Raw genomic sequence first — 16,219 nt, 5'->3', positions numbered from 1 at the left:
AGGCCTTGCCAGCAGTAGCTATCCGGAAATATCCTGCAGACTTAGCTCCGCTGTCTCTATGCTACCTTGGTAGTAGATGTCGACCAAACCAGAAGTAGGTACCGGATAGACTGACAAGCGTGCATTACTTTCATCTTCCACTAGGGTAAAGTCAATTTCCAGGGAGGTTCCTTCTTCACCCTGGGCATGGGCTTTAGAGTAAGGAGTGGCTTTGAGATAGTAGTTACCGGCAGGAAAAGCGCGGCCAAAGAAATCCAGCCCCTTGTTTCTAAAAAGGGCATAAGGTTGAGTGTTCTCAATCTGTGTATGGCTCAGAGGTCCCTTTAGTTCTATCTTTACACTGCCCACAAACTCAGGGTGGGTATGTGCCAGTATATTGAGCGGATGATGATTCATTTCAGATAAGTTGACTATGCTGCCTTGCTCAAGTGTCATAAGGGAATCATCAGTAGTGGCATCATACAGCTCAAAGGCAGTCACCGATTGCTCCAAACTATCGGTGTTGATGAGGGTAAAGTGAATGCTTAGAGAAGGACCTATATTACCTTCTTTGTTTCTTAGTTCATAAGGAGTAGCGGTCAACTGATAGTCTCCTACGGGTAGTAATTTTCCTTGAACATCTCCTCTGGGATTGTCTCCAAACAGGACATGAGGAGCAAAATTTTCAGTTTGTTTATGGTTAAGAGGACCTTGCAGATGAAAAGCGATACTACCTACAGCATCGGTAAGGGCAGCGATGCTTAAGATGCGGGTAGGCAGCATAGCCAGGTCTATGTTATCACCATTATGAATAGTTTGTAGTTCTTCATTGTTGGCTGCATTAACCAACGCAAAACTTTGAATGGAAAAAGTGGCATCAGTTTCTTTTATCTTAACGACCCAGTAATCAGAACCTCCTCTGCTATCCTCACTTTTATCTCCTGAGGCATTGGAAAAAGATGATCCTGCCAATAAATATCCTCCATCCTCTGTCTGCATGACATTAGAAATACTTTGACTACTACTTCCCCCCAATGTTTTATCCCAGAGTTTATTACCCTGAGCATCTATTTTAGTTAAGGTATAATCTGGACCACTACCCAAAATATAACCTCCATCAAGAGTATTGATTGCTATCTTAGCACTTATAGGTTTTTCCCACTGTTTATTACCATCCTTATCTGTTTTTACAAGGAAATTTCCTGCCAGCAGAAAGCCACCATCAGCTGTGGAAATGGCATCATTGATTCTGTCTTCCCCACTACCTCCAAAGGTTTTATCCCACAGTATATTACCCTGTGCATCTATCTTAACAATCCAATAGTCCAAATGAAAAGCTTCCGACCCATATATTCCTGCTAAAATAAATCCGTCATCGGTTGTTGGAACTACACTGGAGAGAAATTCTTCACTACTTCTCCCAATTGTTTTATCCCAAAGCTTATTACCCTGAGCATCTATCTTAACAATCCAATAATCAAAACCACCTTTATTATCCTCGCTTTTATCTCCTGAAATATTTGAAATGGAATGACCTGCAAGTAAATAACCTCCATCTCTGGTGGGGATTGCATCTGAAATTTCTTCAGCTACATTCCCTCCCAATGTTTTATCCCATTGTTTATTACCTTGGGCATCAATTTTTACTATCCAGTAATCAAAATCGCAATCTGAAAACTCAATACAGTCTGTATTATTCTCCTCACTTTTATCCCCGGAGGCATTTGAATAAGAATTTCCTACTAATAAATAACCTCCATCCTCTGTAGGGATTGCAGAGCTAAGATAATCATTAAACTCTCCCCCAAAGGTTTTATCCCATTGTTTATTACCTTGGGCATCAATTTTTACTATCCAATAATCCGCACCCCCTCTGCTATTCTGGCTTTTATCTCCTGAAGCATTAGAAGAAGTACTACCAGCTAATAAATAACCTCCATCACCAGTAGGAATTGAGGTAGCAAGATTGTCATCAAGCCCTCCACCAAAAGTTTTATCCCATTGAATTTTGAAGCTGACCGATTCATTTTCATCTTCAACCACACTAAAGCTTATTTCTAGAGCTTCTCCTGCTTCTCCTTGCGCATCAGGTTCTGTGTAAGGAGTGGCTTTTAGGATATATTCTCCAAGACGAAAAACTTCTCCTACCAAGTCATTGCTATTGTTTCTAAACAAAACATAAGGCTTGGTATTTTCAATTCGGCTAAGGCTGAGGGGACCCTCTAGTTCTACTTTTACACTTCCAACAAAATCAGGGAGAGTATGAATAAGAACGGTAAACGCTTCTAATGCCTGTTCATCAACAACGATCACGGTGCTATCAATAAGATCCATGACCTTCTGATCTGTAACTGGATTATAAAGATCAAAGCCAGTGACTTGTGGATTCTTGATCTCTTCACTATGGATAATGGTGAAGTGGATGGTCAAAGAGGCACCTGCTGAACTTTGTTTCGTTCTATCAATGTAAGGAGTCGCAGTTAATTGATATTGACCAGGAGGTAGAAATCTTCCATAAAAATTACCTGCTGGGTTGTCACCAAACAGGGCAAAGGGGGGGGTGTTTTCTTCCTGACTATGATTGAAAGGGCCATTCAAATGAAATTCTATGCTGGCAACCCGTTCAGATCCTGGGATAGCTTGAATATTATATGTAGTGCTTGAAAGTGTTGCAAGATCAATAACATCACCATTATTAATCTTTTGTAGTTCTTCATTTGTCTCAGCATCAATTAAGGTAAAGCTTTTAATGCTTATATTTTCTTGTACTTTAACCAACCAAACATCAGTAGGGAATCCTGCCCATTCATTTTTATGATTATTCTCGCTCTTTTCTCCAGAAGCTTCAGAATCAGAATCTCCTGCCAACAGGTACCCTCCATCAGGATTGACAATAATATTTACCAATAAATCATCCCTATTGCCTCCTACGGTTTTATCCCAAAGTATATTACCTTCTTCATTTATCTCGACTATCCAATAATCAGTAAGTCCCCTGCTATTTTCACTCTTATCGCCTGAAGCATGGGAGTATGACCATCCGGCTACTATATAATTACCATCAGAGGTAGAAACAATACTTTTAAGTTCTTCATGACTATTGCCTCCCAGCGTTTTGTCCCACTGCTTATTTCCCTCTTCATCAATTTTTACTACCCAGTAATCACTTCCTCCTTTACTATTTTCGCTTTTGTCTCCTGATGTATTGGAAGAGGAAAATCCTGATAATAAATACCCTCCATCTGTTGTAGATATCTGGTCATTTAGCACATCCTGCCCATCACCTCCTACTATTTTTTCCCATAGATGATTGCCTTGCTCATCGGTTTTGAGAATCTGATAATCTGAACCATTCTCAATAGCAAGAAGATAACCTCCACCGGGACAGTAAATGCCATTTTTGGCATTCCAAGATCTTTGCCACTCTTTATTTCCATCCTCATCTATCTTGATAACAGACTCTCCAGTAAGCAAGTATCCTCCTTCAGGACTATGAATAATATGTTTAGCTCTTATTGGTTTTTCCCACTCTATATTACCTTCCTTATCTACTTTGAGAAGTGAGGAACCTACAAGTAATAAACCTCCATCAGCAGTGTTTACGCCATCATGATATGATTTTCCATCTTCAAACTCAATCTGCCATTGGTAGTTGAGATTCGTATCAATTTTATGTATCCAATATACATCTGCACTAAAATAACGATCTATAATATTTGAATAACCCAAAAGCACATAACCTCCATCCGAAGCGGGTATTGCATTATAAAGCTGCTCATCTCCATATCCTCCCAAAGTTTTGTCCCACTCTACCGATACTTGGGCAAAGGCATAGGAAGTGCAGATCCATAAGCCAAAGCTTACGGAAACAATAAGGGTGTAAAAAAAAATTTTCATAGGAAAGAAAATTTAAGATGAAGAGCAAAATTTTAACAGCTCAGAAATACAAAGTCAATATAAATACATAATGGCGCCATAATGGCACTATCATGATCTAGGTGCGCATAGGAGTAATTTGTAAGCCCACTGCTTATTATAAAAGTGCTTAAATCCTCTAAAAATCAACCTACTGAATTTCGTGAAGAAAGCACAAAAGTACAAGCAGTGTGATAGAATTTTTTTACAAGATTCTTTTAAAACACTTTAAGTATTTCCTGATTTTCATCAAAATGATCACCTGATGATAAACCTTCTATTTTTTTGAAAAATGGACTCTGTGCAGAAATACCCTGGTACAGAACATCCTGTACCTGAAATTTATCCTGGGCTACTGCAATGAGGAATTTGCCCATACTAGTATATACTACTGATCCAAGTGAAACCCGCGTATGCAAGCCTTCCGTCTGTAGCGACTCCAAAACATTGACCTGTTCAGCGAGAAAGTCCAAAGAAGAAGCAGTATTTTCTATTACCTGCATCATACCTTCTCTGGGACTTTCTGTTTTATCCTGTTGATCTAAATTAGCAGTGGAAGTACTTTCCAGTTGCAGCCTTTGGCTCTCATGTAAAGCATTGAATTGCTCCTTTTTTATGGAGAGACATTTTTCTATGATCTCTTTCTTCAAATCAAATTTTACGCTCATGTCTGTATGGGTTCAATAAAGCAGTCATAATAAGAAGAACCCTGGCAGTTCCTACCTAGAAACTGTCAGGGTGATACGGAACTAACTTTTCATTTTACTGAATGCTAATCATTTTTTTGGTTGTCTTCTTGGCTTCTTCTTTTTTGGGTATGCTGAGTTTGAGCACCCCATCTTCATATTTGGCTTTGATGTCGACGGTTTTCACTGATTCGGGTAATGTGAAAGAGCGAGAGAAAGAACGGTAGTTGTATTCCTGTCTACGATAATGTTTCTTCTCTTCTTTGTTTTCTTCTTCCTTCTCAGAACTTACAGTGAGTATGCCATTTTCTACATCAATATGAAAGTCTTTTTTGCTCATTCCAGGTACAGCCATCTCAATGTTGAAAGTGCCATCCTGTTCTTTGATGTTGGTTGCAGGTACGCGGGAGAGCCACTGACTATCAGCATTAAACCAGTCATCATCAAAGAAACTGGAAAAGAGAGAAGGGATATCACTCAAAATCCTTCTAGGTCTTGTGATAAGGTTCATGATGTATTTGTTTTAGTGAAACATTGAATAATAATTGATATAGACAAAAATACTTCAGAAGAGACTCTAATTTCAATGACATGGATTAGAGGTTTGGATGATTTAAATCATTGGCAATATGGTTTCTAGGGTTTTTCTTGTAAAAAGAAATTTTATTTTAAGATAACGTTAGCTGTAATTATGTACTGGCCGATGAGAAAAATCTATATTTTTGTCATTTTTTTATCTATAATTATGGGAATCTACCTCCTGAGCTTTGGAGTAAGAAACCTGTCGCAGAATATACTGATGTGGGTTGCTTATGTTCCATACTTCATCTTTGTATGGGGTATTGTAGGGCTTCTGGTAAATTTTGAAGCACAACGTAAACCTAATTTCTTCTGGCAAATTATCTTTCCTATTCTAATGGTAATTTTGTTTTATAGCCTGCTATTTGTACATGTGTTTTTTTTGGAACCAAATGTATGTCCTTGTTTATCATAGAATATATTCCTGTCGGAGTAGCAGTCAATGTATACACAAAAGCAGAGTAATACTAATAATATGAACATATCCACTACTGCTCCTAAGGAGGAAAAATATCCTGGCCTTAGCCGGCAGCAAGCTCAGAAAAACTTGCAGGAGTTTGGTAGAAATGAAATTATTAAGAAAACTAAGAATAGTGCCTTCAGAATTCTGCTAAGACAATTCACTTCTCCACTGATTTTACTCTTACTTGCTGCGGCTCTGGTATCTTTACTAATAGACTTTATACCGGAACAGCAGTCCCATGTAGTAGATGCCATTCTTATTTTTATTATCGTCCTTATCTCTGCGGCTCTGGGTTTCTGGCAAGACTATCATGCAGAGAAAACGATAGAGACCCTACAGAAGATGTCAGTACCACGTTCCAGGGTGTTGCGGGATGGCCAGCAAGTATCTATTAATTCCTGGGAAGTAGTACCAGGAGATTTATTATTGCTTGAATCGGGAGATATGGTCACTGCTGATGGGAAGGTTTTACAATCTTTTCATCTGGAAATGGATGAGTCTGTACTGACAGGAGAATCTGCTACTGTGAGAAAAGAAAAAGAAGATCTGCTATGTATGAATACTTATGTGACAGGAGGGCATGCAGAGGTAATGGTAACAGAAACGGGGATGCGTACCAAGATAGGGCAGGTGGCAGCAACTTTACAGGAATTGGAAAAAGAAAAGTCTTCTTTTCAAATAGAACTAGCTTTGCTAAGCAAATGGCTGTCAGGCATCACGCTGATTATTTTGCTCATTGTAGCTTTTGTCGGAGTTTTTAAGTTTGGTTTTTATACAGCCATATTGACTGCCATTTCTCTGGCGGTGGCAGCCATTCCGGAAGGATTGCCTGCTGTAGTGGTACTAGCTTTGGTAGCAGGTGCCAAAGAAATGTTCAGAAAGCACGCGCTGATCCGCAGGCTTACTACAGTTGAATCAATCGGAGCGGTAAACATCATTTGTACTGATAAAACTGGCACCCTGACATTGAATGAAATGGCAGTCACCACAGTGTATTATGATGGGAAAAGCAGGAAATTGGAAGATATCAAAGAAGAAATATCTTCAGATCCAGTAGGAAGGCTATTATTTCTTTGTGGAACACTTTGTAATAATGCTCAAATAGGGATAAACAAAGATGGGAAACCTCATTTTTACGGAGAGCAAACAGAAGTAGCTTTGAAAGAAGCAGGTATACACATACTATCTGAAAAGATATACAACCAATATGTGAAAAGAAATGAGCTTTCTTTCAACTCTCAGCGAAAAATGATGAGTGTAATGGTAGAAGAACCCCCGGGCAAGTATACCATCTTTTCAAAAGGAGCCCCGGAAGTACTTTTGGAGAAGTGCACGCACATCTACTGGGAAGGAGAAGTAATCTCTTTAGAGCAAGCTCATAAAGAAGATATTCTTAATCAGAATAATGCTATGGCTACAAAAGCATTGCGAGTACTAGGCTTTGCTTTTAAACCGGCAAATGATATCCAAAGGTTACAGGAAGAGGAACTCACCTGGATTGGTCTGCAAGCCATGATGGACCCACCACGGCCAGAAGTATCACAAGCTATCAGGGACTGTCAATCTGCTGGCATACGCGTGATTATGATTACAGGAGATAATCCGGTAACGGCCAAAGCCATTGCAGATCAGATAGGTTTAGAGACTCAGGAGGTGCTGGATGGAATTAGTATAGAAAGCATGGATGATACCAGGCTGAAAGCAAAACTTGATGCCCAGGTCAATATATTTGCCCGTACTAATCCTTTTCATAAACTCAGATTATTGGAAATTCTGGAGAAGGGAAATAGTGTGGCCATGACAGGGGATGGCGTGAATGATGCTTTGGCCATCAAAAAAGCTGAAGTAGGCATTGCTATGGGAAAAAAAGCGACAGAAGTAGCCAAACAAGCTAGCGATCTGATCCTGCTGGATGATAACTTTATCACCATAAGGGATGCTGTTAAGGAGGGAAGGACCATTTTTAACAACATCCGTAAGTTTATAAATTACCTGCTCACCTGTAATTTGGCCGAGGTACTTGTCATCTTTTTTTCTATGCTCTTTTTAACTTTAAATGAACCCTTACTTTTTCCTATTCAATTGCTTTGGGTCAATTTGCTTACCGATGGTTTGGTGGCACTGGCCCTGGGAGTTGATCCCGCTTCTGAGGATATTATGCAGCATAAGCCCAGAAGAGACAAAGCGCCTATCATCAACAGACGTTTGAGTTGGCTGATTGGCTTGATAGGAATACAAATGACACTGATTCTTCTCGGCATCTTGCTGATAGTTTATCCTTTAGGACTGGATACAGCCCGTAGTGTGTTACTTACCGCTATAGTATTTTTCAACTTTGTGAGGATAGTGGTCATCCGCTCGCAGGAGCAAATGGCCTGGACAGCCAATCCATGGCTGGTAGGCAGTCTAGTTCTTTCTATTGGTTTACATCTAATTGTACTGTACTCTCCACTCAACACCTACTTTTACTTGATCCCCTTAAATATATATGCCTGGCTTGTGATATTAGGGGGTATGTTGACAGGCTTTCTTTTGGCGGTTTATACTACAAAAATGGTTGTGAAATGGATTCCAGAATGATATGAGGTACCTACATTCACAAAGTAACTTTTTTAACTAACTTTTTAAGATGTAGAGTGATAAAGCAGTATAAAAAATTCACCTAACTAGTCAATGAGTGAAGGTTTTAACTTCAAAAATAAAACGGCCATATCAAACCGTTACTCACTTCAGGATAGAGGGTTTGAATCAGGAAAGTACATCATCAGGTATTAATTTCATATTTTTGTTCCTCACAACTTGATCATAAATACTGATGAAATCAAAACAGTACTATACTGATCAAGAATAATATGATGAATAGAATGATCAAGAAGATACGATTTGGTTTTGTGGTCTTACCAAAGGTCCAGTTACACAAATCTATACTGTGGTCTGCCCATCTTTCAAACAAGCTTTTCATAGCTACTGAGCTTAAGGTTAGTTAACAAAAAATAACTAATCAATCATGAATAGCCGATGATATAAATCATATCTGCTAATGATATTAAGCATCCATATTGGTAAAATATTAAATAACTTAACATTGGTAGAAAATCATCTTCTGTATGTCTCATTCATATCAGCATGATTTGATTTCGGCTTTTTTATTAAATCAGCCTCTTGAGAATTTTTTTAAAAGCCATTTGCATTCACCCCTTATAAGAGTATTCAAGAAAAATGAATTCATTTTTAGAGAAGGAGAATTGGCAAGAGCGGTGTATCTTCTTTGGAAAGGAAAAATAAATTTATGTAAGAAAAAAGAAGGCGCTAAGGAAAACAAACCAGAGACAACTTTTTATATATTAGATACTGTGGCTGAAGGGGAGTTGCTCGGTATTGTAGGTGTTTTATCTGGTATGACTTATTCCACCTCAGCCATTGCTGCTGTCAAAGTACAGACCATTAAAGTCCTAAAAGACGACTTTTTACAATTTTTAGCAGCTCATCCTTTGCACCAACTGACCATAGCCAAAAAGCTAAGTAGAAAGATCATATATTATGAAAGTATTCTATCTGGGAATTCAAAATTTTCCTAATTTAAATGTCTATCAAGTTACTTCAAATGGATAATATGATCTCAAGTAAAAAATTATTACAGGCACTATTTCAATCATGTGCAGAAGGAATTCTGGTGGTAGATGAACGGGGGAAAATTATTCTGGCTAATCCCCGTTGTTTTCAGATGTTTGGTTATTCAGAGATTGAACTTTTGGGTAAACCTCTTGAGATTTTGATGAACATAAACCTAAGACAAATTCATGCCAGATTGCGTGAAGGATTTTTTGAGCAACCTAATACCATGTTAATTGGCGCTAGGGATGAGCTTTATGGCCGTGCTTATAATGGAAAAATATTTCCAGTAGAAATTGGTCTAAGTCATATGGAGGTGGAAGGGGAAAAGTTTGCTATTGCATTTATTGTAGATGTCACAAAACAGAAAAAAGTAGCTGATGAAAATAAGCTGTTATCTAAAGTATTTCACGAGTCACTCAATAGTGTATTTGTTATCAATACCCGAAATTTTCAGATTTTAAAAGCCAATACATCAGCTCTGAGACTGACAGGGTATACTATGGAGCAGTTACAACAAATAAAACTCTGGGATTTAGAATCCGAAATTGATCAAACATCTTTCCAGCAGATGATAGCTCCTTTGTTTACTGGAGCAAAGAAGAAGGTCATTTTTGAGACTAAGTTTATACGCAAAAATAGATCTTCATTTCCAACTGAAATCCATTTGCAAATATTTGAACATGAAGAGCAGTTGGTAATAATGATGATAGGGATTGATATCACCGAGCGTAAAAAAGCTGAAGTTGCATTGAAAAGAGAGAAAGAAATAGCTCAAACATATTTAGAAACAGCAGCATCCATATTTCTGGTGCTGGATAAAGAAGGTAAAGTTATCCTTATCAACCGGAAAGGCTTAGAAGTGATAGGCTATGAAGAAGTAGAAGTAATAGGAAAAAACTGGTTTGAATGGTTTCTGCCTGCTGATGAAAAAGAAAGAGTATATGAAGAATTTTGTCAATTGATGAAGAATAATGTGAAATCAGTGGAAACGTTTGAAAATACTATACTTACAAAAAACAAAGACAAGCGCCTCATAGAATGGTCAAATGCTGTTGTTTATGACGATAAAGGGCTACCTGAAACAATTTTGGGCTCAGGGGTGGATATCACAGAAAAAAGAGAGGCAGAAAGAGGAATCATGAAGGCACTGATTGAGGGCCAGGAAGCAGAACGGGAAGGTTTAGCCAAAGAACTACATGATGGACTGGGGCAACATCACACTGCTATGCAACTGAATCTTAATGCCATGAAAAAATACTGTGTGGATGCTGGTCCGGAGGCAATGCAATTATTTGAGAAAGTAAAAATAATTTTGCAACAAACTATTCTGGATATGAAAGCCATGTCTCGTGATTTGATGCCCGGAGTCTTAAGAGATTATGGGCTGGTAAAGGGGCTAGAGCATTTATGTCAAATCCTGAATGATACTGGTTTAGTAAAAGTTAATCTTCAGGTATATCATATGGAATTACCATTAGATGCTACAACCAGCACTGGACTATACAGGATAGTGCAAGAAGTGGTCAATAATGCGATTAGGCATGGGAAAGCTAGTGAAATACAAGTGCAGCTTCTTGGACATAAAGAAAGTTTAGTGCTTTTGATAGAGGATGATGGACTGGGTTTTCAGCAAGAGGCTGTTATCTCTAAAAGTGGCTTTGGTTTGAAAAATATAGAAGCTAGAGTAAAAGCACTTCAGGGGACATTTCATATAGATTCACATCCGGGGCAGGGAACAACCATTAATGTTGAAATTCCACTTTATAGATAAAAGTGTTATGAACCCGATTAAAATACTCATTGTAGATGATCATAAAATGATACGAGACGGGATCAAAGCCTCCCTTACTGGTGTTGAAGATATAGAAGTAGTAGGTGAAGCAGGTAATGCTGAGGAAGCGTTAAGCAAATATACACTGTACCCTGAGCTCGACTTGATTGTGATGGATATCAGCCTGGGAGATGGAGAAGATGGCATTTCAGTGACCCAGAAAATCTTAGCACAAAATAAGGAAGTCCGCGTTCTTGCCATGTCTATGCATGATGAGGAAGCCCATGTGATTAAGATGCTCAAAGCTGGGGCATCAGGTTATATGCTCAAAGATCATGGTATGCATGATCTGGTAGAAGCTATCAAAACTGTAGCAATGGGAGATAGCTACTTTAGTAAGGCAGTTTCTGAGACACTTATGAAACAATTTATACGCAAGAAAGCAGTTTCTTCTCATAAGTCAGTTCCTGTGACAGATCTCACAAAAAGAGAGGTTGAAATATTAAAGATGATTGCTGAAGAGTATAATAATCAAGAAATAGCGGGCAAGCTTTTTATTAGCCCCCGAACCGTAGATACACATCGTCGCAACCTTATCCTTAAGTTAAATATAAAAAATACAGCCGGTTTGGTACGTTATGCTTTCACACATAAACTGGTTGATCTGTAGTTTCTCTTAAGAATTTTTCTTAAATTTTCTACGCAATTTTCATATTTCCATAAATACGCTTTTTCCTGCTGTTCTGTGTTAAAGTTATGGTGTAGCTTTATATCAATCAAACCACTTGTATCATGAAAGCTAACACACACAACCTGCTTGTTGATCAAAATTATTTTTTTACTGATGACCTTTCATTGGAGTTCAGTTTTTTGACAAATAGTTTTGAAAAAAACTTTCATAAAAAAGGAGAAGTGCTTTTTAGAGAAGGCCATCCCGCATGGTGTCTGTATTATATAGAAACCGGTATGGTAAAGCTTCACAAATATGGCATAGACGGAAAAGAGCAAATCATTAAGATAGCGCATGCTGGTGAATTTTTGGCATATGCTTCGGTGCTTCATCATACCAAATACAATGTTTCAGCTACTATAATAGAAGATGCTACCTTAACGGTAATCCCTAAAGAAGATTTTATGGAAATATTTGGCCAATCTCCACTCATTGCTTCACATTTCACTCAACTTTTGTGTCAGGACATTATTGATGCAGAAAAAAGACTTACTGACATGGCTTATAGGCCGGTGAGAGGAAGGCTGGCAGAGGCTTTGCTTTCCTTGGATAAGATTTTCCACCGGGACAATGAAGAGGAAGAAGACTTCATCAGTTTAAGCCGTCAGGATCTGGCCAGTCTGCTTGGTACAGCCAAAGAAACAGTCATCCGGCTACTTTCAGAATTTAAGGAAGAGATGCTCATTACAACTGATGGACCCAAGATATCTATCTTAAACCCCCAGGGATTACTACATATTTCTCTCTTTTATAACTAAAATATGCAGACATAAAATCTCAATGAAGTCATTCACCTACGTACCTAAACTAAAGTTTTATGGACTTAAAAGATATCAGTTCAATTTCTATTAAAGATAAGGTTAAGCTTCTAAAAGAAAGAGGAAATTATCTGGCTACGCGTACTTTGGAGGATTACTATATCAGATTATATACTTTCAAAGGAATTTATTTTGAAATTTGGTCCTCCAGCCATTTACCCTGGGATGCCATAGCCAAGGTCAAAATGTTAGATAGTTTTAAACAGTTGGAGTGTTATTTGCCTTCCGACTTTTTTGCTCGCAATAATAGATATCATCCAAACCTCAATCGACAAATTGACATATAAAGGCAAGTAAATACACCTCTATGCATATCTACCTGATTGATAATGATGAAGTTGATCTAATTATTGGAAAGAAGTTTCTGCAAATCTTAGCTCCAGAAGCTGAGGTTTCAACATTTCAAAACCCGTTGAAAGCATTATCAAAATTGATTAGCAGTACTAGTCAACCTGATGTAATCATTCTGGACTGGTATATGAATGAATTGGATGCAGAAGCCTGGATAGAATATTATATCACTCAAGTAAAAGATTTGGCTCCAGTATATATATACACAGCTTCCATCAACCCTCAGGATAAACAGAAGGCTGACAGTTTTGAAATAGTTAAAGGCTTCTATGTAAAACCATTTTCAAAATCTGCAATTGAAAAAATACTTCCTAAAAGCTCATTGATCAAGCATTAGCGTTTTATGAGACAAATGTCGTTTAGGGTTTAGAATCAGTAGGAAGTATGCGGGGAATGTAAATGGTTTGCTCCAGCAAATTCAGCTCAGACTTCTCTATTCCTTATTAGTTTATCTAGAGTTTTCTTCTTCAGATACGAATTTCAAACACCTAAGATAAACTTGTAATGAGTGGTGATATAGGTCACCACATTGGCTAATCCTGGTCATAGCGCTCCTTTTATATTAAAGTTATATTTAACAGCCAAGCTATAAAGACTAAACACAGGTGCTGGACTTGCTTTTTATAAAGCCTAAAATCATGAAATCTATATTGGTACCTACCGACTTCTCCGAGTGTGCTGAGTATGCATCAAAGATGGCAATACAGTTAGCCAGGAAAAGTGGAGCGATTCTACATTTTATCCATCTTATTGAAGTACCTGTAGACTGGCTGTACTCAGGAACTGATTTGGATAAACGTTATCCGGATATCAGTAACAAAGTAAAGAAAGCAAAGAATGCGCTGGATGGTTTGGTACGTGAGGCTGAAAGACAGGACGTCGTTGTCAAAACTAACATTGAGTATAATCAGGATTATTCAATAATTATCACCTATACAGAACAACATGCTATAGATCTTATCGTAATGGGTTCGCATGGTACCAGTGGCATTAAAGAATTATTTATCGGTTCTCATACCCAAAAGATTGTCCGCTTGTCACAGGTACCGGTATTAGTTATCAAGCATTCTATTAATAAGTTAGAAATTAAGCAGATAGTATTTGCTTATGATTTTGAGTCAGAAGCTCAATCTTATTTTCAAAAAGTAATAGATTTTGCTTCATTATTGGGAGCCAAAATTCATTTACTCTTTGTCAATACTCCTTTAAACTTCAAGGAAAGCCAGAGCATCAATCAAATATTAGCTGAATATGCTCGACTGGCCCCTCAAGTGGTGAGTTCCACCAATGTATATGACAGCTTTAGTTTTGAGAAAGGACTTATAAACTTCTGTCATGAAAAAGAGGGAGATATGATAGTCATGCTAACCCATGGCAGAAAAGGTATGTTTCGTTTGCTGAACAGTAGTGTTACCGAGCGAGTGATCGATCATGTGAATGTACCTGTGATGAGCCTGAATATTCATCATAAAGATACAAAGCATTAAAATATGCTGGTATCCACCAAGAGATAAGTGAACCCATAAGATAAATTAAGCTTGGAGTTATGGATTCAGGCAATATCATATTGATGGGGAGTAGAATTCACCCACAAATACTGATAGTTTTCTTTTTTCAGCAGCAAATACATACCTGAAGCCATAATAAGGGTACAGGGAAAAGCAGAACCCATACCTAAAGGAGCAATACTAAAAAAGAAGATAATCGCACCCACTGCTCCTATCTTGAAAATTATGCCCCTGAGTAACATAGAGAGAGCAATCAATCCCTGACCTACTGCAATACCACCCACAATCAAGGAGGTGTTTCGACTAAAAAAGCCAAGAATAAAATCTTTATATACTTTCAAAAAAGTGAGATCGGCATTGCCTAGATAAATTTCTGGTTGATAAATGGCGTTACGCATGTTTACCCAACTTGCCCAGGCGAAAAGCAGTGAAAATAGAAGTCGTCCGAGGCGGGGCTTTTTCCAAGAAATCCATAATAATAAAATAGCAGCTACATTAGAGATAATATAGGCTATAACATAATCTTCATTATCAAATCCTTTCATAGTCTTGGTGAAATTATATTGTCTCAAGTTCAATGCATTTCTCCAAAAAAGTAATGATATAGATCATCAGCAGAGCCAATGTAAATCATTTCATTGCAGTTTTATACAATTTAACTTTATCCTAAAAACAGAGAGCTTCATATTATGCCATTTCCGAAAGGATTGAAGGTATGTTTTCTAGTGTAATTATAATGAAATCTTATCCTAAACTTTGTCTGGCTATGTGGGCGGAATAACCTGTAAGATATATTTACATTGAAGTGGGCTTTTTTTACTAAAAAATACTCTAAATAATGAAAGTCATGAGAAGAAAATTAATCTATTTGTTCCTGCTTTTCCTGACAGCGATACCTTACTTTGGGCAGGCGCAGCAAGCTAGTGAGTTTCTGATAGGAACAGAAAATCCGGTAGGCATCTCCGGCTTTATTGGCCCATTAATTGAATTTTCTTCCCTTGAAAATGAATTTGTAACCAGTGGAGGCTTAGGCATAGGTTTGCTACTAGATCAAACTTTTTATATAGGATTTTACGGATTAGGTACTGTAAAATCTTTGGAAAAGTCACTACAGGGCTATCCACAAGTAGATATGGCTTTCGGGCACGGAGGATTATTGTTAGGCTATCTGCATCAGTCGCATAAGCTCGTGCATCTGGGCTTAAGTATGAAAATTGGTGGAGGCGGAGTATATCTGGCAGAAAGGCACCGGCATGAGTATATTTTTGAAGAAGAAAACAAGATTGATGAAGATGCCCTATTTGTTTTGACTCCTCAGGTTGAAATGGAGCTTAATGTAGCTCCTTGGATGAAGATAAATCTGGGTTTGGGTTATCGTTTTGTCTCAGGATTGGATACTCCTTATTTAAATCAACGTGATTTAACAAGTACGGTCGGAAGTTTAGGTTTTTACTTTGGCTGGTTCAGGAGCAGGCGTAATGGTTAATGAATTAACAAAGTAAGAAAAGAAGTAATCTTAAAATGGTATGTTTTATCCATAATGATTTTACAAACTCAATATGTTAGCTCTTCAGGTTAGCCCTCATCTCATTGATCATTTTTAAATAAATCTTTTGTTTTTATGAAAGCTTTAGAACGCACTTTTCTAACTTATTAAATAATCGTGCCTTTCCTGATTGTAAGTTGTGATTCTGAGGAAGATGATGAGTTTTCTTTGGATGGGAAAGGATTTCTATGGATTAAGCAAGCACCGGTATATAGTTTTTTTCATATTTCCGGTTATCTCTAACACAAGCGAAAATCC

At 37.8% G+C, this 16,219-nt stretch carries 13 protein-coding genes; 9 read left to right on the top strand and 4 right to left on the bottom strand.

Going from position 1 to position 16,219, the window contains the following annotated elements:
• Nucleotides 1–18 precede the first annotated feature (18 nt).
• The 3 genes from WJR50_RS30105 to WJR50_RS30095 all read right to left on the bottom strand — a co-directional run bounded on the left by WJR50_RS30105 (nucleotide 19) and on the right by WJR50_RS30095 (nucleotide 5,091).
• Nucleotides 19–3,876, bottom strand: a complete 3,858-nt coding sequence (locus WJR50_RS30105; RefSeq protein ID WP_341297045.1) for a PQQ-binding-like beta-propeller repeat protein — start codon at nucleotides 3,874–3,876, stop codon at nucleotides 19–21.
• 236 nt (nucleotides 3,877–4,112) lie between these two features.
• Entirely contained in the window at nucleotides 4,113–4,562 is a 450-nt protein-coding gene (locus WJR50_RS30100) for a hypothetical protein (protein WP_341297044.1), read from the bottom strand.
• Between the two features lie 94 nt (nucleotides 4,563–4,656).
• On the bottom strand, nucleotides 4,657–5,091 hold the full coding sequence (locus WJR50_RS30095; RefSeq protein ID WP_341297043.1) for an Hsp20/alpha crystallin family protein: 435 nt from the start codon (nucleotides 5,089–5,091) through the stop codon (nucleotides 4,657–4,659).
• A 543-nt stretch (nucleotides 5,092–5,634) separates the two neighbouring features.
• Between WJR50_RS30095 and WJR50_RS30090 the strand changes: the two genes are divergently transcribed.
• From WJR50_RS30090 to WJR50_RS30055, 8 genes are all read left to right on the top strand, one after another.
• The gene (locus tag WJR50_RS30090; RefSeq protein WP_341297042.1) at nucleotides 5,635–8,202 is read left to right on the top strand and encodes a cation-translocating P-type ATPase; all 2,568 of its coding nucleotides are present in this window, start codon (nucleotides 5,635–5,637) and stop codon (nucleotides 8,200–8,202) included.
• A 527-nt stretch (nucleotides 8,203–8,729) separates the two neighbouring features.
• Nucleotides 8,730–9,200: a cyclic nucleotide-binding domain-containing protein gene (locus WJR50_RS30085; RefSeq protein WP_341297041.1), complete on the top strand. Its 471-nt coding sequence runs from the start codon at nucleotides 8,730–8,732 to the stop codon at nucleotides 9,198–9,200.
• A gap of 26 nt (nucleotides 9,201–9,226) precedes the next feature.
• Nucleotides 9,227–11,008: a sensor histidine kinase gene (locus WJR50_RS30080; RefSeq protein ID WP_341297040.1), complete on the top strand. Its 1,782-nt coding sequence runs from the start codon at nucleotides 9,227–9,229 to the stop codon at nucleotides 11,006–11,008.
• A 7-nt stretch (nucleotides 11,009–11,015) separates the two neighbouring features.
• Nucleotides 11,016–11,678: a response regulator gene (locus WJR50_RS30075; protein WP_341297039.1), complete on the top strand. Its 663-nt coding sequence runs from the start codon at nucleotides 11,016–11,018 to the stop codon at nucleotides 11,676–11,678.
• 122 nt (nucleotides 11,679–11,800) lie between these two features.
• On the top strand, nucleotides 11,801–12,496 hold the full coding sequence (locus WJR50_RS30070; RefSeq protein ID WP_341297038.1) for a Crp/Fnr family transcriptional regulator: 696 nt from the start codon (nucleotides 11,801–11,803) through the stop codon (nucleotides 12,494–12,496).
• A gap of 59 nt (nucleotides 12,497–12,555) precedes the next feature.
• Entirely contained in the window at nucleotides 12,556–12,843 is a 288-nt protein-coding gene (locus tag WJR50_RS30065) for a hypothetical protein (protein WP_341297037.1), read from the top strand.
• Between the two features lie 20 nt (nucleotides 12,844–12,863).
• Nucleotides 12,864–13,244 carry a response regulator gene (locus WJR50_RS30060; protein WP_341297036.1) on the top strand — a complete coding sequence of 127 codons (381 nt, stop codon included), beginning with the start codon at nucleotides 12,864–12,866 and terminating at the stop codon, nucleotides 13,242–13,244.
• Between the two features lie 301 nt (nucleotides 13,245–13,545).
• Entirely contained in the window at nucleotides 13,546–14,394 is an 849-nt protein-coding gene (locus tag WJR50_RS30055) for a universal stress protein (protein ID WP_341297035.1), read from the top strand.
• Nucleotides 14,395–14,459: 65 nt separating this feature from the next.
• On the opposite strand, the gene WJR50_RS30050 is transcribed toward WJR50_RS30055, so the two are convergent.
• Nucleotides 14,460–14,960 carry a hypothetical protein gene (locus tag WJR50_RS30050; RefSeq protein ID WP_341297034.1) on the bottom strand — a complete coding sequence of 167 codons (501 nt, stop codon included), beginning with the start codon at nucleotides 14,958–14,960 and terminating at the stop codon, nucleotides 14,460–14,462.
• Nucleotides 14,961–15,262: 302 nt separating this feature from the next.
• On the opposite strand from WJR50_RS30050, the gene WJR50_RS30045 reads away from it, so the two are divergent.
• A complete protein-coding gene (locus WJR50_RS30045; RefSeq protein WP_341297033.1) occupies nucleotides 15,263–15,901 on the top strand; it encodes a hypothetical protein in 639 nt (212 codons plus the stop codon).
• Nucleotides 15,902–16,219 lie beyond the last annotated feature (318 nt).

The organism is Catalinimonas locisalis, assembly GCF_038039535.1.
In the GTDB taxonomy this organism is placed as follows: Bacteria; Bacteroidota; Bacteroidia; order Cytophagales; family Cyclobacteriaceae; genus Catalinimonas.
The sequence above is the reverse complement of the archived record's forward strand: the minus strand, read 5'-3'. Positions and strand labels throughout refer to the sequence as shown.

Bases quoted from the DNA above. Each gene is read 5' to 3' on its own strand.
- WJR50_RS30065 (WP_341297037.1), top strand. From the start codon at position 12,556: ATGGACTTAAAAGATATCAGTTCAATTTCTATTAAAGATAAGGTTAAG.
- WJR50_RS30105 (WP_341297045.1), bottom strand. From the start codon at position 3,876: ATGAAAATTTTTTTTTACACCCTTATTGTTTCCGTAAGCTTTGGCTTA.
- WJR50_RS30100 (WP_341297044.1), bottom strand. From the start codon at position 4,562: ATGAGCGTAAAATTTGATTTGAAGAAAGAGATCATAGAAAAATGTCTC.
- WJR50_RS30045 (WP_341297033.1), top strand. From the start codon at position 15,263: ATGAGAAGAAAATTAATCTATTTGTTCCTGCTTTTCCTGACAGCGATA.
- WJR50_RS30080 (WP_341297040.1), top strand. From the start codon at position 9,227: ATGGATAATATGATCTCAAGTAAAAAATTATTACAGGCACTATTTCAA.
- WJR50_RS30075 (WP_341297039.1), top strand. From the start codon at position 11,016: ATGAACCCGATTAAAATACTCATTGTAGATGATCATAAAATGATACGA.
- WJR50_RS30060 (WP_341297036.1), top strand. From the start codon at position 12,864: ATGCATATCTACCTGATTGATAATGATGAAGTTGATCTAATTATTGGA.
- WJR50_RS30055 (WP_341297035.1), top strand. From the start codon at position 13,546: ATGAAATCTATATTGGTACCTACCGACTTCTCCGAGTGTGCTGAGTAT.
- WJR50_RS30050 (WP_341297034.1), bottom strand. From the start codon at position 14,960: ATGAAAGGATTTGATAATGAAGATTATGTTATAGCCTATATTATCTCT.
- WJR50_RS30090 (WP_341297042.1), top strand. From the start codon at position 5,635: ATGAACATATCCACTACTGCTCCTAAGGAGGAAAAATATCCTGGCCTT.
- WJR50_RS30070 (WP_341297038.1), top strand. From the start codon at position 11,801: ATGAAAGCTAACACACACAACCTGCTTGTTGATCAAAATTATTTTTTT.
- WJR50_RS30095 (WP_341297043.1), bottom strand. From the start codon at position 5,091: ATGAACCTTATCACAAGACCTAGAAGGATTTTGAGTGATATCCCTTCT.
- WJR50_RS30085 (WP_341297041.1), top strand. From the start codon at position 8,730: ATGTCTCATTCATATCAGCATGATTTGATTTCGGCTTTTTTATTAAAT.